The 21,748-nt window shown below is 70.8% G+C and carries 18 protein-coding genes; 8 read left to right on the top strand and 10 right to left on the bottom strand.

From position 1 onward, the window contains the following. Positions 1-45 precede the first annotated feature (45 nt). The gene (gene aroQ, locus ACZ58V_RS27000) at positions 46-519 is read left to right on the top strand and encodes a type II 3-dehydroquinate dehydratase (RefSeq protein WP_184596819.1); all 474 of its coding nucleotides are present in this window, start codon (positions 46-48) and stop codon (positions 517-519) included. A 44-nt stretch (positions 520-563) separates the two neighbouring features. Here aroQ and ACZ58V_RS26995 read toward each other — a convergent pair whose 3' ends face one another. The 5 genes from ACZ58V_RS26995 to ACZ58V_RS26975 all read right to left on the bottom strand — a co-directional run bounded on the left by ACZ58V_RS26995 (position 564) and on the right by ACZ58V_RS26975 (position 4,764). Continuing rightward, positions 564-1,316, bottom strand: coding sequence for an amino acid ABC transporter ATP-binding protein (locus tag ACZ58V_RS26995; RefSeq protein ID WP_468193295.1), 753 nt, complete (start codon positions 1,314-1,316; stop codon positions 564-566). Next, complete coding sequence (locus ACZ58V_RS26990; protein WP_468193294.1) at positions 1,313-2,215, bottom strand: amino acid ABC transporter permease; 903 nt, start codon at positions 2,213-2,215, stop codon at positions 1,313-1,315. The genes ACZ58V_RS26995 and ACZ58V_RS26990 overlap by 4 nt, the downstream gene beginning before the upstream one ends. Continuing rightward, positions 2,212-3,090, bottom strand: coding sequence for an ABC transporter substrate-binding protein (locus tag ACZ58V_RS26985; RefSeq protein ID WP_468193292.1), 879 nt, complete (start codon positions 3,088-3,090; stop codon positions 2,212-2,214). Before ACZ58V_RS26985 ends, ACZ58V_RS26990 begins: the two co-directional genes overlap by 4 nt. Positions 3,091-3,382: 292 nt before the next feature. Then, complete coding sequence (locus ACZ58V_RS26980) at positions 3,383-4,039, bottom strand: MBL fold metallo-hydrolase (RefSeq protein ID WP_193480669.1); 657 nt, start codon at positions 4,037-4,039, stop codon at positions 3,383-3,385. 35 nt (positions 4,040-4,074) lie between these two features. Continuing rightward, positions 4,075-4,764 (bottom strand): maleylpyruvate isomerase family mycothiol-dependent enzyme, encoded by a 690-nt coding sequence (locus ACZ58V_RS26975; protein ID WP_471293029.1) that lies wholly within the window; start codon positions 4,762-4,764, stop codon positions 4,075-4,077. 223 nt (positions 4,765-4,987) lie between these two features. On the opposite strand from ACZ58V_RS26975, the gene uvrA reads away from it, so the two are divergent. Next, positions 4,988-8,020, top strand: coding sequence for an excinuclease ABC subunit UvrA (gene uvrA, locus ACZ58V_RS26970; RefSeq protein WP_468193289.1), 3,033 nt, complete (start codon positions 4,988-4,990; stop codon positions 8,018-8,020). Between the two features lie 79 nt (positions 8,021-8,099). Here uvrA and ACZ58V_RS26965 read toward each other — a convergent pair whose 3' ends face one another. Next, a complete protein-coding gene (locus tag ACZ58V_RS26965; RefSeq protein ID WP_471293026.1) occupies positions 8,100-8,663 on the bottom strand; it encodes a YceI family protein in 564 nt (187 codons plus the stop codon). 101 nt (positions 8,664-8,764) lie between these two features. Between ACZ58V_RS26965 and ACZ58V_RS26960 the strand changes: the two genes are divergently transcribed. Beyond that, on the top strand, positions 8,765-9,628 hold the full coding sequence (locus ACZ58V_RS26960) for a helix-turn-helix domain-containing protein (RefSeq protein WP_471293022.1): 864 nt from the start codon (positions 8,765-8,767) through the stop codon (positions 9,626-9,628). A gap of 6 nt (positions 9,629-9,634) precedes the next feature. On the opposite strand, the gene ACZ58V_RS26955 is transcribed toward ACZ58V_RS26960, so the two are convergent. The 4 genes from ACZ58V_RS26955 to ACZ58V_RS26940 all read right to left on the bottom strand — a co-directional run bounded on the left by ACZ58V_RS26955 (position 9,635) and on the right by ACZ58V_RS26940 (position 13,175). Continuing rightward, on the bottom strand, positions 9,635-10,543 hold the full coding sequence (locus ACZ58V_RS26955; protein WP_468193285.1) for a carbohydrate kinase family protein: 909 nt from the start codon (positions 10,541-10,543) through the stop codon (positions 9,635-9,637). 56 nt (positions 10,544-10,599) lie between these two features. Next, positions 10,600-11,673 (bottom strand): LacI family DNA-binding transcriptional regulator, encoded by a 1,074-nt coding sequence (locus ACZ58V_RS26950; RefSeq protein ID WP_471293019.1) that lies wholly within the window; start codon positions 11,671-11,673, stop codon positions 10,600-10,602. A 153-nt stretch (positions 11,674-11,826) separates the two neighbouring features. Then, positions 11,827-12,774, bottom strand: coding sequence for a hypothetical protein (locus ACZ58V_RS26945; protein ID WP_471293016.1), 948 nt, complete (start codon positions 12,772-12,774; stop codon positions 11,827-11,829). Positions 12,775-13,022: 248 nt separating this feature from the next. Further along, a complete protein-coding gene (locus tag ACZ58V_RS26940; RefSeq protein ID WP_184597020.1) occupies positions 13,023-13,175 on the bottom strand; it encodes a hypothetical protein in 153 nt (50 codons plus the stop codon). A gap of 264 nt (positions 13,176-13,439) precedes the next feature. Here ACZ58V_RS26940 and uvrC point away from each other — a divergent pair, with 264 nt between their 5' ends. The 5 genes from uvrC (at position 13,440) to ACZ58V_RS26915 (ending at position 21,658) form a co-directional block, all read left to right on the top strand. After that, on the top strand, positions 13,440-15,539 hold the full coding sequence (gene uvrC / locus ACZ58V_RS26935; protein ID WP_468193280.1) for an excinuclease ABC subunit UvrC: 2,100 nt from the start codon (positions 13,440-13,442) through the stop codon (positions 15,537-15,539). Then, positions 15,536-16,495: an RNase adapter RapZ gene (rapZ, locus tag ACZ58V_RS26930; protein ID WP_468193278.1), complete on the top strand. Its 960-nt coding sequence runs from the start codon at positions 15,536-15,538 to the stop codon at positions 16,493-16,495. The genes uvrC and rapZ overlap by 4 nt, the downstream gene beginning before the upstream one ends. After that, entirely contained in the window at positions 16,492-17,571 is a 1,080-nt protein-coding gene (locus ACZ58V_RS26925; RefSeq protein WP_189731002.1) for a gluconeogenesis factor YvcK family protein, read from the top strand. The genes rapZ and ACZ58V_RS26925 overlap by 4 nt, the downstream gene beginning before the upstream one ends. Continuing rightward, positions 17,562-18,551 carry a DNA-binding protein WhiA gene (gene whiA / locus ACZ58V_RS26920; RefSeq protein ID WP_189731004.1) on the top strand — a complete coding sequence of 330 codons (990 nt, stop codon included), beginning with the start codon at positions 17,562-17,564 and terminating at the stop codon, positions 18,549-18,551. Before ACZ58V_RS26925 ends, whiA begins: the two co-directional genes overlap by 10 nt. Before the next feature lie 152 nt (positions 18,552-18,703). Then, positions 18,704-21,658 carry a M14 family metallopeptidase gene (locus ACZ58V_RS26915; RefSeq protein WP_471293012.1) on the top strand — a complete coding sequence of 985 codons (2,955 nt, stop codon included), beginning with the start codon at positions 18,704-18,706 and terminating at the stop codon, positions 21,656-21,658. Positions 21,659-21,748 lie beyond the last annotated feature (90 nt).

Below are 21,748 nucleotides of genomic sequence, written 5' to 3'. Positions count from 1 at the left end.
GCGGTCCGTCACGGGCCGCCCGACCCTGAACGGACCGGAGGAACCGTGCCCCGCACCCTGGCCAACGCCCCGATCATGATCCTCAACGGCCCCAACCTGAACCTGCTCGGCCAGCGTCAGCCGGAGATCTACGGCTCCGACACGCTCGCCGACGTCGAGGCCCTGTGCGCCAAGGCGGCGGCCGCGCACGGCGGCACGGTCGACTTCCGCCAGTCCAACCACGAGGGCGAGCTGGTGGACTGGATCCACGAGGCGCGGCTGAACCACTGCGGCATCGTGATCAATCCGGGTGCCTACTCGCACACCTCCGTCGCCATCCTGGACGCCCTCAACACCTGTGACGGCATGCCGGTGTTGGAGGTCCACATCTCCAACATCCACAAGCGCGAGTCGTTCCGGCATCACTCCTACGTCTCGCTGCGCGCCGACGGGGTCATCGCGGGCTGCGGGGTCCAGGGCTATGTGTTCGGGGTGGAGCGCGTCGCGGCGCTGGCGGGAGCGGGACAGGCGGACGCGTAGACCCTGCCCGCGGTGTAAGCCCCGATCGCCCTGGCTAGCGCCCCTTACAGCCGCCCCGCCTCCACGATCCGCCGCAGGAAGCGCTGCGTGCGCTCCTGCCGCGGTTCCCCGAAGACCTGCTCGGCGGTGCCGCGTTCCAGCACCACGCCGCCCTCCAGGAAGCACACCTGGTCGGCGACCTCCCGTGCGAAGCCCATCTCGTGCGTGGCCAGCACCATGGTCATGCCCTCGTCCTTCAGGTCGCGGACGACGGTGAGGACCTCGCCCACCAGCTCGGGATCGAGGGCGGCGGTGATCTCGTCGAGCAGCAGCAGCCGGGGGCGTACCGCCAGGGCACGCACGATCGCCACCCGCTGCTGCTGGCCGCCGCTCAGCCGGTCCGGGTACTCGCCCGCCTTCCCGCCCAGCCCCAGCCGCTCCAGCAGCGCACGCGCGCGTGCCTCGGCCTCGGCGCGGGGCAGGCCGTGCACCCGGCGCGGAGCGAGCGTGATGTTCTCCAGGACCGTCATGTGCGGAAAGAGGTTGTACGACTGGAAGACCACGCCGATCCGGCGGCGCACGGCGTCCTGGTCGACGCGCGGGTCGGTGATCTCCTCGTCGTCCAGCCAGATCGCCCCGTCGTCGATCTCTTCCAGCAGGTTCGCGCACCGCAGCAGCGTGGATTTGCCGGAGCCGGAGGCGCCGATCAGCGCGGTGACCGTGTGCGGGGCCACCTCCAGGTCGACGTCCCGCAGGACGACCGAGCCGCCGAAGGTCTTGCGGACGGACTCCATGCGCAGCACGGACGTTTCGCTCATGTGGTTCCTCCCTGGGCCCGCCGGCGGTCCATCCGCGCCGTCACCCAGTCCGTGAAGCGGGTCATCGGGATGGTCAGCGCGACGAAGACCAGACCCGCGACGATGTACGGCGTGTAGTTGAGGCTGCGTCCGACGATGATGTCGGCGGCCCGTACGGCGTCCACCGCACCGCCGATCGAGACCAGCCCGGTGTCCTTCTGCAGCGACACCAGGTCGTTCAGCAGCGGCGGCACCTGGCGGCGTACGGCCTGGGGCAGCACCACGTGGCGCAGCGCCTGCCGGTTGCTGAGCCCGAGGGAGCGGGCCGCGGCACGCTGCGAGGGATGCACGGACTCGATGCCGGCGCGGAACACCTCGGCGACGTACGCCGAGTACGTCAGGGTGAGCGCGGTGCCGCCGAGGAGCACCGGGTCGACGGTCACCCCCTGGAGCCGCAGCGCCGGGACGCCGAGGACCACGATCATCAGGTTGATGATGAGCGGCAGCCCCCGGAAGAAGTCCGTGTAGGCGGCGGCCAGGGCGCGCAGCGGGAAGAACACCGGGCCGCGCAGTGTACGCGCGACGGCGATCAGCATGCCGAGGACGAGCACCGCGGCACCGCAGATCAGCAGCAGCCGGACGTTCAGCCACAGCCCGTCGAGGACCTTCGGGAACGCCTCGCGCGCGTACCCCCAGTCGAAGAAGGTCTCCTTGGTGCGCGGCCAGCCCGGGGCGTTGACGACGACCAGGTAGAGGACGGCTCCCGTGACGAGGGTCGAGAGCGCGCCGATCGCGGTGGCACGCCGGGCGCGGGCGCGCTTGTAGCGTTCACGGTCCAGGCGCCGCTGCGAGGGGACGTACCCGTCCGGCGCGTCGTGCTCGCCGGATCCCTCCGCCAGCTCCTCCTTGTTCACCGTCACTTGAGCACCGGGGCGTCGACGGCGTCCGACAGCCACTGCTGCTCGAGCTTGGCGAGCGTGCCGTCCTCGCGCAGCGCGTCCACGGCCCGCGAGACGCAGGGGGTGAGCGCGCTGCCCTTGTCGAGCACGAGACCGAACTGCTCCGGCGTACCGCCCTGGTTCTCGAACTGGCCGACGACCGTCGCGTCCGTGATCTCGGCCCCGGTGATGTAGAAGGCCGTCGGCAGGTCCACGACGATGGCGCCGACCTGGCCGTTCTTCAGCGCGGACTTGGCCTGGTCGTTCTTGCCGTAGACGGCCGCGGCCTGCTTCGGCTTCACCACGTCGTCGATGTAGTCGAGACTGGTGGTACCGACCTGGGCGCCCAGCTTCACGTCCTTCAGGTCGGCGATGCTCTTCGCCTTCGCGGCCTTGGAGCCCTTCAGCGCGACGACGGCCTGGCGCACGTCGTAGTAGCCGGACGAGAAGTCCACGGCCCTCTTGCGTTCGGCGCTGACGGACACCTGGTTGATGTCGAAGTCGAAGGTCTTCTCGCCGGGCGCGAAGGCCTTGTTGAACGGGACGGTCTGCCAGGCGACCTTGTCCTTGCCGTACCCGAGCCGCTCGGCGACGGCGTACGCGACCGCCGACTCGAAGCCCTTGCCGCCGGCGGGGTCGTCGTCCTTGAACCACGGCTCGTAGGCGGGTTCGTCGGTGGCGATGGTCAGCTTGCCCGAGGAGTGGGTGGCCAACTTGCCCTTGGCGCAGGTGCTTGCGGCCGATGCCGATGGCCCGTCCGACGCCTCCGGCTGCGGAGCACAGCTCACGGCGGCGGCGGCGAGGAGGAGGACGACGGCGGCGGCAGCGCGGCGCAGGGCGCGAGGGGCAGGATGCATGGCGGGAGATTGGCAGCCGACAGTCCCGTTTGTCGAGGTCACGGCACCAGGCGTCCGCATGGTGGGAACGGGTGTTGCAATCTCGTGAACGGCCGGGGCCGCCGGCCGAGGGCGGGGATCGACAGGCCGGCGGCCCATCCGCCCAGGAGCCGTCATCCTGCGCGGGGCTCCTACCAGTTGACCGCGCAACTACACGCACCGGGAGCGCGCGCACGACACCGGCGCGTGTGAAGCGTTCACACGGGGCGCGTGCGCGGCTTGTGACTGCGAACTCGCGCCCCGGCTCGGCCTCTCACCACCCGCGCGCGTGCCACTCCGGCAGTTGCGGGCGCTCCGTGCCCAGCGTCGTGTCGTTGCCGTGCCCCGGGTAGACCCACGTCTCGTCCGGGAGGACGTCGAAGATCCTGGTCTCCACATCGTGGAGGAGGCTGGCGAACGCCTTGGGGTCCTTGTGGGTGTTGCCCACACCGCCGGGGAACAGGCAGTCCCCGGTGAACACATGGGGGTGCCCGTGCGGGTCGTCGTAGACGAGGGCGATCGAGCCGGGCGTGTGCCCGACCAGGTGGCGCGCGGTGAGTTCCACGCGCCCCACCCGGATGGTGTCGCCGTCGTCGACCAGCACGTCGGTCCGTACGGGGATGCCGTCGGCGTCGTCCCGGCCCGCGTACGTGCGGGCGCCGGTGGCCGCCACGACCTCGGCGAGCGCCTGCCAGTGGTCGCCGTGCTGGTGGGTGGTGACGACGGACGCGATGCCGTCGCCACCGATCATGCCGAGCAGTGTGTGCGCCTCGTTCGCGGCGTCGATCAGCAACTGCTCGTCCGTGGCCCGGCAGCGCAGCAGATAGGCGTTGTTGTTCATCGGACCGACCGCGATCTTGGTGATCATCAGGTCCTTGAGCTCGTGCACGTCGGCAGGCCCGCCGACCGTCACCTCTCCGCTGTACGTCATGTCCGCCAGCCTATAGCGGGGGAGTGGTCCGGGTCCTAGAGCGGGGGCAGCGCCGGAAGCCGGCCCCCGGCCACCTCCAGCGCGGATCCGGCACGGCGGCCGGCGAGCCAGCCCAGAAGATCGGCCGGGGGACCAGTGACGGTCACCTCGGGTCCTTCTCCGGGTTCCCGTCCCGTGCTCCACGCGCGCGTGGAGTCCGTGAGGCGCGTGGGCGGTACGTCGGGATGCCCGGCGAACCGGTCGGCCAGGAAGACGATCTCCCGCTCGGTGAACTCCGTCGGCAGATCCTCCAGCTCGTACCCGATCCCCAGGTCCACGTGGTGCAGCTCCACCTCCACCCAGCGCCGGAACGGCACCCGGGACGCGGAGTCCGTGACCCCGTTGCGCAGCTCCACCGTGCGCGACCAGTCCGCCGGAGCGGCCCCGGTCTCCTGGAAGCGGGCCGCGCTCTCGCGCAGGTCGGCGAGCTGGACGTCGAGGGCGCGTGGGGCGTCCCGCTCGATGTCGGCGTCCCGGGCCTCGCCGGAGACGTACATGGGGCGCCCTTCGAGGACGTTCACGAGGGCGTCCGCGTTGCGGGCGAGGTGGGCGAGGACATGGCCGCGGGTCCAGCCGGGAAGCCGTGACGGCTGCGTCACAGACGCGTTGTCCTGTTTGCCGACTGCGATGAGCAGCCGCTCCGTAGCGTCACGTACAGACGCCAGGTCATGACCGTGATCAATCATGGTGCTGACCCTAGCCGCGCCACACCTTTGGGTGAAGGTGGTGAACGAGTGCCGTAAATCGAATGCACGTGCTATAGGGTCGGACGTGGCGTCGGGCATGCTGGAGAGCCGGGGTTTTGTTGACAACCCGTGAATCCGACCGGCGTTGTCAGTGGCTCCCCCTAGTCTGAGAAGGACGGGGGCCCCGCCCCTGTCACTTCTCTCAAGAAAGGTGCGGACCGGCGTGGCCGACCGTCTCATCGTTCGTGGAGCGCGCGAGCACAACCTCAAGAACGTCTCGCTCGACCTCCCGCGCGACTCGCTCATCGTCTTCACGGGCCTGTCGGGGTCGGGCAAGTCCTCGCTGGCCTTCGACACCATCTTCGCCGAGGGGCAGCGGCGCTACGTGGAGTCGCTCTCCTCCTACGCCCGGCAGTTCCTCGGCCAGATGGACAAGCCGGACGTCGACTTCATCGAGGGCCTCTCCCCGGCGGTCTCCATCGACCAGAAGTCGACCTCGCGCAACCCGCGCTCCACGGTCGGCACCATCACCGAGGTCTACGACTACCTGCGTCTGCTCTTCGCGCGCATCGGCAAGCCGCACTGCCCCGAGTGCAGCCGCCCGATCTCCCGCCAGTCGCCGCAGGCCATCGTCGACAAGGTCCTGGAGTTGCCGGAGGGCAGCCGCTTCCAGGTGCTGTCGCCGCTGGTGCGCGAGCGCAAGGGCGAGTTCGTCGATCTCTTCGCCGAGCTCCAGACCAAGGGCTACTCCCGCGCGCGCGTGGACGGCGAGACGATCCAGCTGTCGAACCCGCCCACGCTGAAGAAGCAGGAGAAGCACACCATCGAGGTGGTCGTCGACCGCCTCACGGTCAAGGAGGGCGCCAAGCGCCGCCTCACCGACTCCGTGGAGACCGCGCTCGGCCTGTCCGGCGGCATGGTCGTGCTCGACTTCGTCGACCTCCCCGAGGACGACCCCGAGCGTGAGCGCATGTACTCGGAGCACCTGTACTGCCCGTACGACGACCTGTCCTTCGAGGAGCTGGAGCCCCGCTCCTTCTCCTTCAACTCGCCCTTCGGCGCCTGCCCGGACTGCTCCGGCATCGGCACGCGCATGGAGGTCGACGCGGAGCTGATCGTCCCGGACGAGGACAAGAGCCTCGACGAAGGCGCCATCCACCCGTGGTCGCACGGCCACACCAAGGACTACTTCGGCCGCCTCATCGGCGCACTCGCCGACGCGCTGGGCTTCCGTACGGACATCCCCTTCGCGGGCCTGCCGCAGCGCGCCAAGAAGGCCCTGCTCCACGGTCACAAGACCCAGGTGGAAGTCCGCTACCGCAACCGCTACGGGCGCGAGCGCCGGTACACCACGGCCTTCGAAGGTGCCGTCCCCTTCGTGAAGCGCCGGCACCGCGAGGCCGAGAGCGACTCCAGCCGTGAGCGCTTCGAGGGCTACATGCGCGAGGTGCCCTGCCCCACCTGTGAGGGCACGCGCCTGAAGCCGATCGTCCTCGCGGTCACGATCATGGACAAGTCCATCGCCGAGGTCTCCGCGATGTCGATCAGCGACTGCGCGGACTTCCTGGGCGAGCTGAAGCTCACGGCCCGCGACAAGAAGATCGCCGAGCGCGTGCTGAAGGAGGTCAACGAACGGCTGCGGTTCCTGGTCGACGTCGGCCTGGACTACCTCTCGCTGAACCGCGCGGCCGGCACCCTCTCCGGCGGCGAGGCCCAGCGCATCCGCCTGGCCACCCAGATCGGCTCCGGCCTGGTCGGCGTCCTGTACGTCCTCGACGAGCCGTCCATCGGCCTGCACCAGCGCGACAACCACCGCCTGATCGAGACCCTCGTCCGGCTGCGCGACATGGGCAACACGCTCATCGTCGTCGAGCACGACGAGGACACCATCAAGACCGCCGACTGGATCGTCGACATCGGACCCGGCGCCGGTGAGCACGGCGGCAAGGTGGTGCACAGCGGCTCCCTGAAGGAGCTGCTCGCCAACGCCGAGTCGCAGACCGGTCAGTACCTGTCCGGCAAGAAGGCCATCCCGCTGCCCGACCTCCGGCGCCCGCTGGACCCGACCCGGCAGCTCACGGTGCACGGCGCCCGGGAGAACAACCTCCAGGACATCGACGTGTCCTTCCCGCTGGGCGTGCTCACCGCCGTCACCGGTGTGTCCGGCTCCGGCAAGTCGACCCTGGTCAACGACATCCTGTACACACACCTGGCCCGCGAGCTGAACGGCGCGAGGAGCGTGCCCGGGCGGCACACGCGCGTGGACGGCGACGACCTCGTCGACAAGGTCGTGCATGTCGACCAGTCGCCCATCGGCCGCACCCCGCGCTCCAACCCGGCCACCTACACCGGCGTCTTCGACCACATCCGCAAGCTGTTCGCCGAGACCACCGAGGCGAAGGTCCGCGGCTACATGCCCGGCCGCTTCTCCTTCAACGTCAAGGGCGGCCGCTGCGAGAACTGCTCGGGCGACGGCACCATCAAGATCGAGATGAACTTCCTCCCGGACGTGTACGTCCCGTGCGAGGTCTGCCACGGTGCCCGGTACAACCGGGAGACCCTGGAGGTCCACTACAAGGGCAAGTCCATCGCCGACGTCCTGAACATGCCGATCGAGGAGGCCACGGAGTTCTTCGAGGCGGTCCCCGCGATCTCCCGCCACATGAAGACCCTGAAGGACGTCGGCCTCGGCTACGTCCGGCTCGGCCAGTCCGCGACCACCCTGTCCGGAGGCGAGGCCCAGCGCGTCAAGCTCGCCAGCGAGCTGCAGCGCCGCTCCACCGGCCGCACGGTCTACGTCCTGGACGAGCCGACCACCGGTCTGCACTTCGAGGACATCAGCAAGCTGCTGACGGTCCTGTCCGGACTGGTCGACAAGGGCAACACGGTCATCGTCATCGAGCACAACCTCGACGTGATCAAGACCGCCGACTGGATCGTCGACATGGGCCCCGAGGGCGGTGCGGGCGGCGGCCTGGTCGTCGCCGAGGGCACCCCCGAGCAGGTCGCCGCGGTCCCGACCAGCCACACCGGCAAGTTCCTCCAGGAGGTCCTCGGCGCCGACCGCATCAGCGACGCGTCCTCGGTGCCGGCACCGCGCAGGACGGCGTCGAAGAAGACGGTCGCGGCGCAGGCCCCGGCGAAGAAGACCGCCACCAAGAGGGTCAACAGCACCGCCGCCAAGAAGGCGGCGACCAAGACCACCAAGACCACGAAGGCCGCCGCGAAGAAGACGACGCGGACGACCAAGGGCTGAGGGCTGCGCCCACGCGCCGTGCCCCACGGGAACTCTCGTGGGGCACGGCGCGTCGGTGTGTCGGGAGCCCGTGTGCTGATCAGCCGTTCCCCGGCTCCACGAACTGCATGTCGAGCTGGATCTTCACCACTTCCCCGAGCAGACCGGGAGCGAAGTCGAGCCCGAACTCGCTGCGCCGGATCTCGCCCGTCGCCTCGAACCCGGCATGCCGGCTGCCGTCCATCGGCACCTCGACCAGCCCGCCGAACTCCACGGCGAGCGTCACCGGCCGGGTCACCCCGCCGATCGTCAGCTCACCCTCCATCGTCCAGTCCTCGCCCTCACCCGACACCCGGGTCGAGCGGTACGTCATCGTCGGGCGCTTCTCGACGTCGAGCAGGTCGTAGGCGCGGACATGCGCGTCCCGGTCAGCGTTGCCCGTGTCGATCGAGGCCAGGTCGACGGTCGCGGAGACCCGCACGTCCTCGACCCGTTCCCCGACGAAGAGTTCGGCCTCCAACCGCTCGAAACGACCCCGTACCTTGGCGATGCCCAGGTGACGGATGGTGAAGTTCACCGAAGAGTGGAACGGGTCCAGGGCCCATTTCCCCGGAGCCAGCGGCAGGGCGGTGGCAGAAGCGGCGGCAGCGATGTCATTCGTCATGTGCTCCACCCTGAGGGCCGGGCGGCGCAGGAGGGAGACCGTCCGGAGCCTGGTAGTGGCAGGGCCACGATCCGCGCCCGGGCGCGTTGTACGTTCGGCGGGTGAGCGACAACGAGTTGGGCACCTTCCTGCGCACCTGGCGTGAAGCCGTCAGCCCCGCCGAGGTGGGGCTGCCCACGGGGCAGCGGCGCCGCACCCCGGGCCTGCGGCGCGCCGAACTGGCCACGCTCGCCGGCATCAGCGTCGAGTACCTCACCCGGCTGGAACAGGGACGCGACCGCAACCCCTCCGCCCAGGTGCTCGGTGCCGTCGCCGACGCCCTGCATCTGACGCTCAACGACCGGATGCTGCTGCGCCGCCTGACCAAGGAGGCGGACGGCGGCGACCCGCTGGTCTGCGCGGCGGCCCCGTCGCTCGGCCGCACGGCGCGCCCCACCGTCCGGTCCGTGCTCGACCGCCTGGAGCCGACCCCCGCGCTGGTGGTCAACTGGATCGGCGACATCCTCGCCCACACCGCGGGCTACGAGCGGCTGGCCGGCCCCCTCGGCCTGCTCGACGACGAGCGGCCCAACCTGCTCCGGTACCTGTTCACCGACGAGCGGGCCCGGGTCGCCTACCGCGACTGGGACCGGGTGGCCGACGACATGGTCGCCCGGCTCCGGCACGGGGCCCCTCTCCGGGATCCGCACGTCGCCGAGCTGGCCGACGAGCTGACGGTGACGGCGGGAGCGGACTTCGCCGACCGGTTCGCCGACCTGGCCGTGGTGCCGCGGCGGACTGGCTCCCAGCACATCGAGCACCCGGAGGCCGGATCGCTGCGACTGCTGCACGAGACGCTGGTGCTGCCCGACGAAGGCCAGCGCGTGATCGTCCATCTGCCCGCGGACGATGCCACGGCCGACGCCCTGGACCACCTCGACGGCCGCCGCCCCGGCGCGCTGCGAGCCGTGGGAGAGGCCGGCTGAGCGAACTCAGCCGTCCAGCTCGTGCGCGTACGGCGGCTCCGCACCCGCCCGTGAGCAGGTGACGGCCGCCGCGCGAGCCGCGAATCGCAGGAGTTCCGTCCAGCCGTCGGACCCCAGCGCTTCCAGGGCTCGCTCGCTCAGCGCATCGCGCACCGCGAGTCCGTGCAGCAGCGCCGCGTTGACCGTGTCGCCCGCGCCGATCGTGTCCACGACCTCCACCCGCTCGCCCGGCACCGCGTACTCGCCGCCGTCGGCGGTGAAGACGGTCAGCCCGTCACCGCCCCGGGTGATCACGACCGCTGCCGGGCCCGCCGCCAGCCACTCCTGGGGCGTGCCGCCGAGCCACTGGGCGTCCTCGGCGGACAGCTTCAGCAGCGACACCGACGGCAGCCAGCTCTTGAACCGCGCCCGGTAGGCGTCCGCGTCCGGGATCAGCCCGGCCCTGATGTTCGGGTCCAGCGCGGTGAACACGCCCTGCGCGGCCGCCGAACGCATCAGCTCCTCGTACGCGCTCGCCCCCGGCTCCAGCACCAGCGAGCAGGTGCCGAAGGAGACCGCACGAGTGCCCGACGGCAACGCGGAGGGCGCCGCGAACAACCGGTCCGCCGTCCCGTCCACGTAGAAGGAGTACGCCGCCGAGCCGTCCACACCGACCGTGGCGACGGCGAGGGTCGTCGGCTCGGCGCCGCGCTGCACCGACGACACGTCGACCCCGGTCTCGCGCAGCCGGTCCAGCAGCGCCTCCCCGAAGGCGTCGGACGACACCCGGGAGCAGAAGGCGGCGGGGGAGCCGAGGCGGCCCAGCGCCACGGCCGTGTTGTACGGGCCGCCGCCGAGCGCCGGCTGCAGCGCCGCCAGGGCACCCGCGCCCCGCGGTACCAGGTCGATCAGTGCCTCACCGGCGACGACGATCATGCGACGGTTCCTCTCTCGGACTGCGCGGCCCGCGCGGATTGCACGGACTGTGCGTACTACTGGGGCTGTTGGGCCTGCTGAGGCTGTTCGGGATGCTCGGATCGTGTCGGCTCCTCCGGGCAGCCGCACGATGTGCGATGGACGAAGGCGGAGGCGAGCCGCACGGTCCGCGCCGGCCGGTCCGGCTCGGCGAGACGCTCCAGGAGCACGCGTACGGCATGGGCGCCGATGTCCTTGCTGGGCTGCGCGATCGCGGTGAGCCGGGGCGAGAACAGATCCGCCCAGGCGAAGTCGTCGAAGCAGCACAGCGCGATGTCGCCCGGTACGGACAGGCCGCGGGCGCGCAGGGCACGCAGCGCCCCGATGGTCATGGCGTTGTTGCCGGTGACCAGCGCGGTGGGCGGCACGGCGAGGGACAGCAGGGCCGCGGCGGCCTGTTCGCCACCGGCCGACTCCGAGTCGCCGTGCACCAGGAGCCGTTCGTCGTACGGCAGTCCCGCGAAGGCGAGGCCGCTGCGGTAGCCGGTGATCCGCTCGCTCGTGGTGCTGAGCCCCGGCCGCCCCGCCACCAGCCCGATCCGCCGGTGGCCGAGGCCGGCGAGATGGGTGACCAGCCGGGACGTCGGTTCGGCGTTGTCGGCGCACACCTGGTCGAAACGCGGACCGCCGTCCGCCGCCGGGTCGGCCACCAGCCGGTCGAGGAACACCGCCGGTACATCGTGCCGCCCCAGGTACGTCAGCAGCCCGAGCGGATCCGCCGAGGGCGCGACGATCATGCCGTCCACCCGGCGCTCGTGCAGCAACTGGACGACCTTGCGCTCGTGCTCCGGGTCGTCGTGCGGATCGGCGATCAACAGGCTGTAGCCGTGTTCCAGGGCGCTGGCCTCGACGCCCTGGAGGATCTCCGTGAAGTACGGGTTGCTGATCGCCGACACCGCCAGCCCGATGGAACGGGTGCGGGACGTCACCAGGGAACGGGCCAGCGTGTTCGTGGTGTAGCCGAGCTCCTCCACGGCGTCCAGGACGGCCTGGCGGGTGTGCGGCAGCACCGGCCGGGTGCCGTTCAGCACGTGCGAGACGGTCGCCACGGAGACACCGGCGCTTCGCGCGACGTCGGCCATGGTCGCCATGCCGTTCCCTCCTCCGCTTCCGGCGGTCCGGCGGGGAACGTATCGCATCCGACGCCGTACGTAAACGCTTGCGCAAACGTTTACGTCCGTGCGGGACCGTCACCGTGACCGCACCGCGACCGCAGACCGGCCACGGCCCCGCCGTCGTGACGCCTACTCCCAGTCCCAGCCGATCCCCAGAAACCCGGCCCGCACCCGCGGCTCGACCACGTGCACCGACCGGTGCCGTCCACTCAGCGCCAGCTCCTGGCAGCCGCTGCGCGGCGCCGCCGCCGAGTGCTGCGCGAACCGGTGACAGCGCACCGGGAGGGCCGCGGCGTCGAAGCACACCTGGAGCGCGTACTGGCCGCCGGGGACGTCGAAACCGCGGACGTACTCGCGCGACTCGTCCGCCGTCCCGTCCTCGACGCCGTAGCGGAACAGGAACGTGTCCCCGGCCCGCAGCCGGGTGTCGAAGAGCAGCTCGGCGGCGAGCACGCCGGTGTCGCGGTGCCAACGGACGCGTCCCGTACGGCAGTTCTCCAGGGCATGCACCCTCACGCGCTCGGGCACGGCTCCCCGGTCGCCGTGGTGGACGGCGACGAAGCGGTCGACGCCGTCCCGGTGGGCGCGCACGATGTGGTGCGACTCGCGCTCGGCCAGCTCGCGCCGCGCCCCGATCCGCAGCCGCTCGTGGTGCCCGAGGGTGTGCAGGCCCCCGTCCGGCGGGCAGTCCAGCTCTGCCAGCAACTGGTCCAGGACCCCGGAGGCCTCGACGAGGGAGCGATAGGACCGGGCCGTGGACCGCTGCCCGGACGGGCCGGCGTCGGACTCGGCGAGCAGCCGGATCAGCGACTCCTCGGGAAGCTCCAGGATCTCTTCCAGCGCGCGGACGGCTCGCAGCGACTCGGGGCGCTGCGGACGCCTGGCCCCCTGCTGCCAGTAACTCAGGCTCGTGACACCGACCTTCACGCCGTGGCGGGACAGGTGGTGCTGCACGCGCTGCAGCGGCAGCCCACGGGCTGCGATCGCCGCACGCAGGGCGACGTGGAAGGGGCCGCCTCGCAGGGCCGAGTCCAGGTCCGCGGTGGCGATGTCCGCGTGCTGTGTGGCGTGCGGCATGCAGGGGCCTCTCTCTGAGTCGGCAACGGCTGGTCAGACCGTTCGCACGGGCCGCCCGGGGCCGTCCCGTCGGCGCACCGGCGGGTCTTCACATCCGTACGTCGTCGTTCAGGGCCCCGAGTTCCACCGCATTGAAGCGTGTTGACCTGGTCCCGACAACACCTGATGCCGGACAGTGATGTACGCCCGCCCGGACATGCGAACGCCCGGGGCGTACGCCCCGGGCGTTCGCGGCAGACGGTGGGTTTCTAGGAGCGGTCGCTTCCGCCCTGTTCCTCGAGGGCGAGACGCTTGGCCCGCACTATGTCGGGGTCGCGCGGGTCCAGGGCGTCGCGCAGCGCGAACGCCTCGTCCGCGTACCGGCGGGCACGGACCGTCCGCCGGGTTTTCTCGATCCGCATCCGCTTCATCTGCGCAGCCCTCCGACCCGTGGCCCGCCCGCTCCGAGTGGAAGCGGCCGGTCCGCACTGACAACCTGTGCCTGCACCGACACGGCCCTCGTCCGCCGGACGCCGCCGTGTCCCCGTGGGAAGCCTGCATTCCCGCTACCGGCCCGCCGTAATCCCCGCGGCGGGACATGCCGTTGGAAACTGCCACCCGCCAAGCCCGTGATCGTGCCCCGCGCTCCCGTCGGACTGTCGGTGCTCGCCAGTAGGGTGTGAGACATGGCCGACCCCTCCAGCTACCGCCCCAAACCGGGTGAGATCCCCGACACGCCGGGGGTCTACAGGTTCCGTGACGAGCACCGCCGGGTGATCTACGTCGGTAAGGCGAAGAGCCTGCGCCAGCGCCTGGCGAACTACTTCCAGGACGTGGCGGGAATGCACCCGCGCACCCGGACCATGGTCACCACGGCCGCGTCCGTGGAGTGGACGGTGGTGTCCACGGAGGTCGAGGCGCTCCAGCTGGAGTACTCCTGGATCAAGGAGTACGACCCCCGGTTCAACGTCAAGTACCGCGACGACAAGAGCTACCCGTACCTCGCGGTGACGATGAACGAGGAGTACCCGCGCGTGCAGGTGATGCGCGGTCACAAGAAGAAGGGCGTCCGCTACTTCGGGCCGTACGGGCACGCGTGGGCGATCCGCGACACCGTCGACCTCCTGTTGCGCGTCTTCCCCGTGCGCACCTGCTCCGCCGGTGTCTTCAAGAACGCCGCCCGCACCGGCCGCCCCTGTCTCCTCGGCTACATTGGCAAGTGCTCGGCCCCCTGCGTGGACCGGGTCTCCGCCGAGGAGCACCGCGAACTGGCCGATGAGTTCTGCGACTTCATGACCGGCCGGACGAACACGTACATCCGCCGGCTGGAGAAGCAGATGGCGGAAGCGGCCGACGAGATGGAGTACGAGCGGGCGGCCCGGCTGCGCGACGACATCGAGGCCCTGAAGAAGGCCATGGAGAAGAACGCGGTCGTGCTCGCCGACGCGACCGACGCCGATCTGATCGCGGTCGCCGAGGACGAGCTGGAGGCGGCCGTCCAGATCTTCCATGTGCGCGGCGGACGCGTGCGCGGCCAGCGCGGCTGGGTCACCGACAAGGTGGAGGAGATCACCACCGGCGCCCTCGTGGAGCACGCCCTGCAGCAGCTCTACGGCGAGGAGACCGGCGACGCCGTCCCCAAGGAGGTCCTGGTCCCGGCCCTGCCCGACCCCGTGGAGCCCGTCCAGGAGTGGCTCACCGGGCGGCGCGGCTCGATCGTCTCCCTGCGCGTCCCGCAGCGCGGCGACAAGAAGTCCCTCATGGAGACGGTCCAGCGCAACGCGCAGCAGGCGCTGGTCCTGCACAAGACCAAGCGCGCCTCCGACCTGACCACGCGCTCGCGCGCCCTGGAGGAGATCGCCGACGCCCTCGACCTGGACAGCGCCCCGCTCAGGATCGAGTGCTACGACATCTCCCACCTCCAGGGGGACGACGTCGTGGCCTCCATGGTCGTCTTCGAGGACGGGCTCGCCCGCAAGAGCGAATACCGCCGCTTCCAGATCAAGGGCTTCGCCGGGCAGGACGACGTCCGTTCCATGCACGAGGTGATCACCCGCCGCTTCCGGCGCTACCTCGCCGAGAAGGAGAAGACGGGGGAGTGGACCGACGGCGAGAACGCCGAGACCCCTGAGATCGACAGCAACGGCGAGATCGTCGGGACCGGCCTCACCGAGGACGACGGCCGCCCCAGGAAGTTCGCCTACCCGCCCCAGCTCGTGGTCGTCGACGGCGGTGCCCCCCAGGTCGCGGCCGCCCGGCGGGCCCTGGACGAGCTCGGTATCGACGACATCGCCGTGTGCGGCCTCGCCAAGCGCCTGGAGGAGGTCTGGGTGCCCGGCGACGACGACCCGGTGGTCCTGCCCCGCACCAGCGAGGGCCTGTACCTGCTCCAGCGGGTCCGCGACGAGGCCCACCGGTTCGCGATCACCTACCAGCGCTCGAAGCGGGCCAAGCGCTTCCGCTCCAGCCCTCTGGACGACGTGCCGGGACTCGGCGACACGCGGAAGCAGGCACTCCTGAAACACTTCGGTTCGTTGAAGAAACTGCGATCCGCCACCATCGACCAGATCTGCGAGGTTCCCGGCATAGGCCGCAAGACCGCGGAGACCATCGCGGCGGCCCTCGCCCAGGCGGCCCCGGCCGCACCCGCCGTCAACACGGCGACCGGAGAGATCATGGAAGAGGAACCCGGCACGGAACCTGGCACGGAACGCGGGACCATGGGTTCCAGTGGGGAACCCGTGACGATGGGCGCCCCGGACGAACGACGGGGGCAGGAGACATGAATGTGAACGAGCACGACGGGCAAGAACAGCAAGCCGGAGACGGAGCACAGGTGAGCACGGGCACGCCCAACGACAAGGCCCCGGTCCCGGACGCGGCCATCCCCGAGCTGGTGATCATCTCCGGCATGTCCGGGGCCGGCCGCTCGACGGCCGCGAAGTGCCTGGAAGACCTCGGCTGGTTCGTCGTCGACAACCTGCCACCCGCGCTGATCCCCACCATGGTGGAGCTCGGCGCCCGCTCCCAGGGCAACGTGGCCCGGATCGCCGTCGTCGTCGACGTCCGCGGCCGCCGCTTCTTCGACAACCTCCGCGAGTCCCTCGCCGACCTGGAGGCGAAGAACGTCACCCGGAGGATCGTCTTCCTGGAGTCCTCCGACGATGCCCTGGTGCGCCGCTTCGAGTCGGTGCGCCGCCCGCACCCCCTCCAGGGCGACGGCCGGATCGTCGACGGCATCGCCGCCGAGCGCGAACTGCTGCGCGAGCTGCGCGGCGACGCCGACCTGGTGATCGACACCTCCAGCCTGAACGTGCACGAGCTGCGCGCCAAGATGGACGCCCAGTTCGCCGGCGAGGAGGAGCCGGAACTGCGGGCCACGGTGATGTCCTTCGGCTACAAGTACGGCCTGCCGGTCGACGCCGACCTCGTCGTCGACTGCCGCTTCCTGCCGAACCCGCACTGGGTCCCGGAGCTGCGCCCTTACACCGGCCTCAACGACGAGGTCTCCGGGTACGTCTTCAACCAGCCCGGAGCCAAGGAGTTCCTCGACCGGTACACGGAGCTGCTCCAGCTCGTCGCCACCGGCTACCGCCGTGAGGGCAAGCGCTACGTGACCATCGCCGTGGGCTGCACGGGCGGCAAGCACCGCTCGGTCGCCATGTCGGAGAAGCTCGCCGCCCGGCTCGCCTCCGAAGGCGTGGAGACCGTGGTCGTACACCGGGACATGGGACGCGAATGACACGACGTACTCCGCGGCTGAGCCGGCTGCGCCGGGTGGTGCCCGACGGCAGCACCGACGCACGGGCCGGCCGGCCCGCCGAGGCCCGGGGCGGCAGACCACGCCGCCGGGGCACCCAGCCCAAGGTCGTCGCCCTCGGCGGCGGCATGGGCCTGTCCGCCTCGCTGGCCGCACTGCGCCGGATCACCGGCGACCTCACCGCCGTCGTCACCGTGGCCGATGACGGTGGCTCCAGCGGCCGGCTCCGCGACGAGCTGGGCGTGCTGCCGCCCGGCGACCTGCGCAAGGCGCTGGCCGCGCTGTGCGGTGACGACGACTGGGGCCAGACCTGGGCCCGGGTCATCCAGCATCGCTTCCAGTCCCAGGGCGACCTGCACGAGCACGCGGTCGGCAACCTGCTGATCGTCGCCCTCTGGGAGCAGCTCGGCGACCACGTGCAGGCCCTCGACCTGGTCGGACGGCTGCTCGGCGCCCAGGGGCGTGTGCTGCCCATGTCCGCCGTCCCACTGGAGCTCCAGGCCCTGGTCAAAGGCCACGACCCGGAGCGCCCGGAGGAGGTCGACACGGTCCGCGGCCAGGCCACCGTCGCCCTCACCCCGGGCGAGGTGCAGTCCGTGCACGTCGTGCCGCACGACCCGCCCGCCGTGCCCGAGGCGGTCGAGGCCGTCCTGGACGCGGACTGGGTGGTGCTCGGCCCCGGCTCCTGGTTCTCCTCGGTCATCCCGCACCTGCTCGTGCCCGAGCTGCTGGACGCGCTCACGCAGACCAAGGCACGCCGGGTACTCTCCCTGAACCTCGCCCCGCAGCCCGGAGAAACCGAGGGCTTCTCCCCGCAGCGTCATTTGGAGGTTTTGGGACGACACGCCCCTAAACTCGCCCTGGACGTGGTGCTGGCCGACGAGGCCGCCGTGCCCGACCGTGACTCCCTGACCGACGCCGCCAAGCGCTTCGGGGCCGCGGTCGAGCTGGCGCCGGTGGCCAGGCCCGACGGGACCCCGAGGCACGACCCGGAGCTGTTGGCCGCCGCGTACGACCGTATTTTTCGGATGCATGGAAGGATCGGCCCATGGCGATGACGGCAGCGGTGAAGGACGAGATCTCCCGGCTCCCCGTCACCCGGACCTGCTGCAGAAAGGCGGAGGTCTCCGCCATGCTGCGGTTCGCCGGCGGCCTCCACCTGGTGAGCGGTCGGATTGTGATCGAGGCGGAGCTGGACACGGCGATGGCGGCCCGCCGTCTGAAGCGGGACATCCTGGAGATCTTCGGCCACAGCTCCGAACTGATCGTGATGGCACCCGGCGGACTGCGCCGCGGCTCCCGCTACGTCGTGCGTGTCATCGCGGGCGGGGACCAGCTGGCCCGCCAGACCGGCCTGGTCGACGGGCGCGGCCGCCCGATCCGTGGCCTGCCCCCGCAGGTGGTCTCGGGGGCCACCTGCGACGCCGAGGCCGCCTGGCGTGGCGCGTTCCTGGCGCACGGCTCGCTCACCGAGCCCGGCCGGTCCTCCTCCCTCGAGGTGACCTGCCCGGGCCCCGAGGCCGCGCTCGCACTGGTCGGCGCCGCCCGCCGCCTGTCGATCGGGGCCAAGGCCCGTGAGGTGCGCGGGGTGGACCGTGTCGTCGTGCGGGACGGCGACGCCATCGGTGCCCTGCTGACCCGGCTCGGTGCCCATGAGTCGGTGCTGGCCTGGGAGGAGCGCCGGATGCGCCGCGAGGTGCGCGCCACGGCGAACCGGCTCGCCAACTTCGACGACGCCAACCTCCGCCGCTCGGCCCGCGCCGCCGTCGCGGCCGGTGCCCGCGTGCAGCGCGCCCTGGAGATCCTCGCCGACGACGTCCCCGAGCACCTCGCCGCCGCCGGCCGGCTGCGCATGGAGCACAAGCAGGCCTCCCTGGAGGAACTGGGCGCGCTCGCGGACCCGCCGCTGACCAAGGACGCCGTCGCCGGCCGGATCCGCCGCCTGCTGGCCATGGCCGACAAGCGCGCCTCCGACCTCGGCATCCCGGGCACGGAGTCCAACCTCGCCGACGAACTCGCCGACAACCTCGTGGGCTGACCTCACAGGCCGTCAATCAGCCGGTGTCCGGCGCCCACTTGGGTGGTCGGCACCGGCTTTTGCGTGTCGTTCAGGCACTCTTGACTCGATCATGGACTGTCATGAGCCTGGCATCTGTTCGCTGCTGTGGCGAACCCACGCAAGGGGGGTTCATGAGACGAAGAGCGAGATCGATCCTCGCTGTCGGCGCGCTCCTGATCGGCGGAGCGAGCATCGCACCCATTGCCCAGGCACAACCGGGAAGTTCGGCCCCGTCCGACTCGGACGAAGTCAAGGTCTTCCGGGCCGAGGTCACCCAGAAGCAGGTACCCCTGCTGCTGGCGGCCGGTCAGGACGGCCACGAACTCGGCGAGCAGGTGCCCGAGAAGGGCACGGGCACCGTCGAGGTCTATCTCACCGACCAGCAGGCGACGAAGCTTCGGAAGCAGGGCGTCGGCCTCACCGAGCACAAAGTCTCCGCAGGTGCCGAGAAGCGCGTCAAGAACGCCGCCGAGGGCGTGTTCCGCCCGTACAGCGGAGGGGGTGGCCTGAAGGAGGAGATCCTCCGGGCCGCGCAGCAGCACCCCGGCCTCACCAAGGTCGTCTCCATCGGCAAGACGGTGGGCGGCCAGGACATCCTCGCCCTGAAGCTCACCAAGAACGCGAAGAAGGCGAAGGACGGCTCCAAGCCCTCCGTCCTCTACATGTCCAACCAGCACGCGCGCGAGTGGATCACGCCGGAGATGACCCGGCGCCTGATGCACCATTACCTGGACAAGTACAAGACGGACAAGCGCGTCAAGAAGATCGTCGACTCCACGGAGCTGTGGTTCCTCCTGTCGGCCAACCCCGACGGCTACGACCACACCTTCAAGAGCGACGACAACCGCATGTGGCGCAAGAACCTGCGGGACAACAACGGCGACGGCGTCATCGGCACCGGCGACGGCGTCGACCTCAACCGCAACTTCACCTACAAGTGGGGCTACGACGACGAGGGCTCGTCCCCCAGCCCCACCAGCGAGACCTACCGCGGCGCGAGCCCGGGCTCCGAGCCGGAGACCAAGGCCCTGGACGCCTTCCAGAAGCGGATCGGCTTCACGTACGGCATCAACTACCACTCCGCCGCCGAACTCATCCTCTACGGAGTCGGCTGGCAGGTGGCCACCCCGACCCCGGACGACGTCCTGTACGAGGCGCTCGCCGGCACGCCCGAGAACCCGGCGGTCCCCGGCTACCACCCGCAGGTCTCCTCCGAGCTGTACACGACGAACGGCGAGGCCGACGGCCACGCGGCGAACGTCAACGGCCTGGCGATGTTCACCCCTGAGATGTCGACCTGCGCGACCGCCTCGAACGTCGACCCGAACGACGAGTGGAAGGCGTCCGACTGCCGGTCGGTCTTCACCTTCCCGGACGACGAGAAGCTGATCCAGCAGGAGTTCGCGAAGAACATCCCGTTCGCACTCTCCGTCGCCGAGTCGGCCGCCCGCCCCGACCGGCCGTCCTCCTCGGTCGGCATGAGCGCCGCCGACTTCACCCCGGCCGCCTTCTCCACGTCCTACTCGCGCGGCGCCGACCAGGAGATCTCCGTCGTCGCACGCAAGTCCGTGCGCGACAAGGAGCTGAGGTACCGCGTCAACGGCGGCCGCACCGAGGACATGGCGCTCAAGCCCTGGAAGGGCGGTGAGACGTACGGCGGTGAGGACAACCTCTACTTCGACGAGTACCGGGCGAAGGTCAAGGACGGCGATCCGGGCGACAAGGTCGAGGTGTGGTTCACCGGGGAGACGAAGAACGGGAAGCCGGTCTCCAGCAAGCGCTTCACCTACACCGTGGCCGAGCTCCCCAGGGCGAACACCCTCGTGGTCGCCGAGGAAGGCGCCGCCGCCACGCAGGCACAGAGTTACGTCGACGCGCTCAAGGCCAACGGCCGCAAGGCGGCCGTCTGGGACGTCGCCAAGCAGGGCGCGCCCGACGCGCTCGGCGTGCTGAGCCACTTCGACACCGTCGTCCACTACACGGGCGCGGGCGTCCCGGGCGTCGCCACCCAGCTCCAGCTGCGGGCCTTCCTCAACGAGGGCGGCCGGCTGATCGAGGCGGGCGAGCAGGCCGGCGGCAGCGTCGACCTGGGCGGCGGCACGCTGTCGAACGACTTCAGCCAGTACTACCTGGGTGCCTACAGCCGCACCTCGACCCCCGGGGCGACCGGCTTCACCGGCTCCGGCGGGCTCGGCGGCTTCACGGGCACGCTCGCCGGCACCCCCGGCAACCCGCTCGACAAGGCGGGCACCTACGCGGTCACCTCCGGCGAACTGCCCGCCGACAAGTACCCGCAGTTCGCGAGCGAGGGCGCGGGACAGTTCGCCGGCACGGTGAACCCGTACGGCCCGTACGCGGGCTCCTCCATGGCGGCGGCCGTCCACACCAACGACGGCTACAAGCGCCTCACCCGCACCGTGGACCTCACCGGCACCACGGCGGCGGACAAGCCCACGCTGCGCACCCAGTTGCTGTGGGACACCGAGCCCGGCTACGACCACGTCCTGGTCGAGGCCCACACCACCGGCGCCGACGACTGGACGACCCTGCCCGAGGCGGGCGGCGCCACCAAGGCCACCGTGCCGGAGGAGTGCGCGGCCGGCTTCTACGTCAATGAGCACCCCTGGCTGAAGCGCTACCTCACCCTGACGGACGACGGCTGCACCGCGGCCGGCAGCTCCGGCCAGTGGCACAGCCTCACCGGCGCCTCCAGCGGCTGGCAGCAGGTGAACTACGACCTGAGCGCCTATGCCGGCAAGACGGTCGAGCTGTCGATCAGCTACGTCACCGACCCGGGCACCGGCGGGCGCGGCGTCCTCGCCGACGACGCCGCGCTCGTCGTCGGCGGCACGGCGAAGGAGACCGAGGGCTTCGAGACCTCCCTCGGCGCCTGGAAGACGGCCGGCCCGCCCGCGGGCAGCCCGGCCGTCCTCAAGGACTGGACGCGCACCGGGGCGCTGTTCCGGACATTCGGCGCGGTCACCACGGACGACACCGTGCTGCTGGGCTTCGGCCTGGAGCACGTCGCCGCGGCGGCCGACCGGACGGCACTGATGAGGAAGGCGCTCGCTTCCCTGGACGGGTGACACCCCTTACCTGAAAGGGTGACGTCCCTGGTCAACAGGGATGCGCTTCGTGTAGCGAAATCGAGTGATCTTGCTCTCAGTGGTGGGCGG

Source organism: Streptomyces sp. NPDC040589 (assembly GCF_055594445.1).
Note: the sequence above shows the minus strand (reverse complement) of the source record. Positions and strands in the feature narration are given on the sequence as shown.

Coding starts and splice junctions, on each gene's coding strand:
- ACZ58V_RS26980 (WP_193480669.1), bottom strand. CDS start 4,039: ATGACGTACAGCGGAGAGGTGACGGTCGGCGGGCCTGCCGACGTGCAC.
- ACZ58V_RS26995 (WP_468193295.1), bottom strand. CDS start 1,316: ATGAGCGAAACGTCCGTGCTGCGCATGGAGTCCGTCCGCAAGACCTTC.
- ACZ58V_RS26940 (WP_184597020.1), bottom strand. CDS start 13,175: ATGCGGATCGAGAAAACCCGGCGGACGGTCCGTGCCCGCCGGTACGCG.
- ACZ58V_RS26950 (WP_471293019.1), bottom strand. CDS start 11,673: ATGGCGACCATGGCCGACGTCGCGCGAAGCGCCGGTGTCTCCGTGGCG.
- uvrC (WP_468193280.1), top strand. CDS start 13,440: ATGGCCGACCCCTCCAGCTACCGCCCCAAACCGGGTGAGATCCCCGAC.
- ACZ58V_RS26945 (WP_471293016.1), bottom strand. CDS start 12,774: ATGCCGCACGCCACACAGCACGCGGACATCGCCACCGCGGACCTGGAC.
- ACZ58V_RS26955 (WP_468193285.1), bottom strand. CDS start 10,543: ATGATCGTCGTCGCCGGTGAGGCACTGATCGACCTGGTACCGCGGGGC.
- ACZ58V_RS26965 (WP_471293026.1), bottom strand. CDS start 8,663: ATGACGAATGACATCGCTGCCGCCGCTTCTGCCACCGCCCTGCCGCTG.
- ACZ58V_RS26915 (WP_471293012.1), top strand. CDS start 18,704: ATGAGACGAAGAGCGAGATCGATCCTCGCTGTCGGCGCGCTCCTGATC.
- whiA (WP_189731004.1), top strand. CDS start 17,562: ATGGCGATGACGGCAGCGGTGAAGGACGAGATCTCCCGGCTCCCCGTC.
- ACZ58V_RS26985 (WP_468193292.1), bottom strand. CDS start 3,090: ATGCATCCTGCCCCTCGCGCCCTGCGCCGCGCTGCCGCCGCCGTCGTC.
- ACZ58V_RS26925 (WP_189731002.1), top strand. CDS start 16,492: ATGACACGACGTACTCCGCGGCTGAGCCGGCTGCGCCGGGTGGTGCCC.
- ACZ58V_RS26975 (WP_471293029.1), bottom strand. CDS start 4,764: ATGATTGATCACGGTCATGACCTGGCGTCTGTACGTGACGCTACGGAG.
- rapZ (WP_468193278.1), top strand. CDS start 15,536: ATGAATGTGAACGAGCACGACGGGCAAGAACAGCAAGCCGGAGACGGA.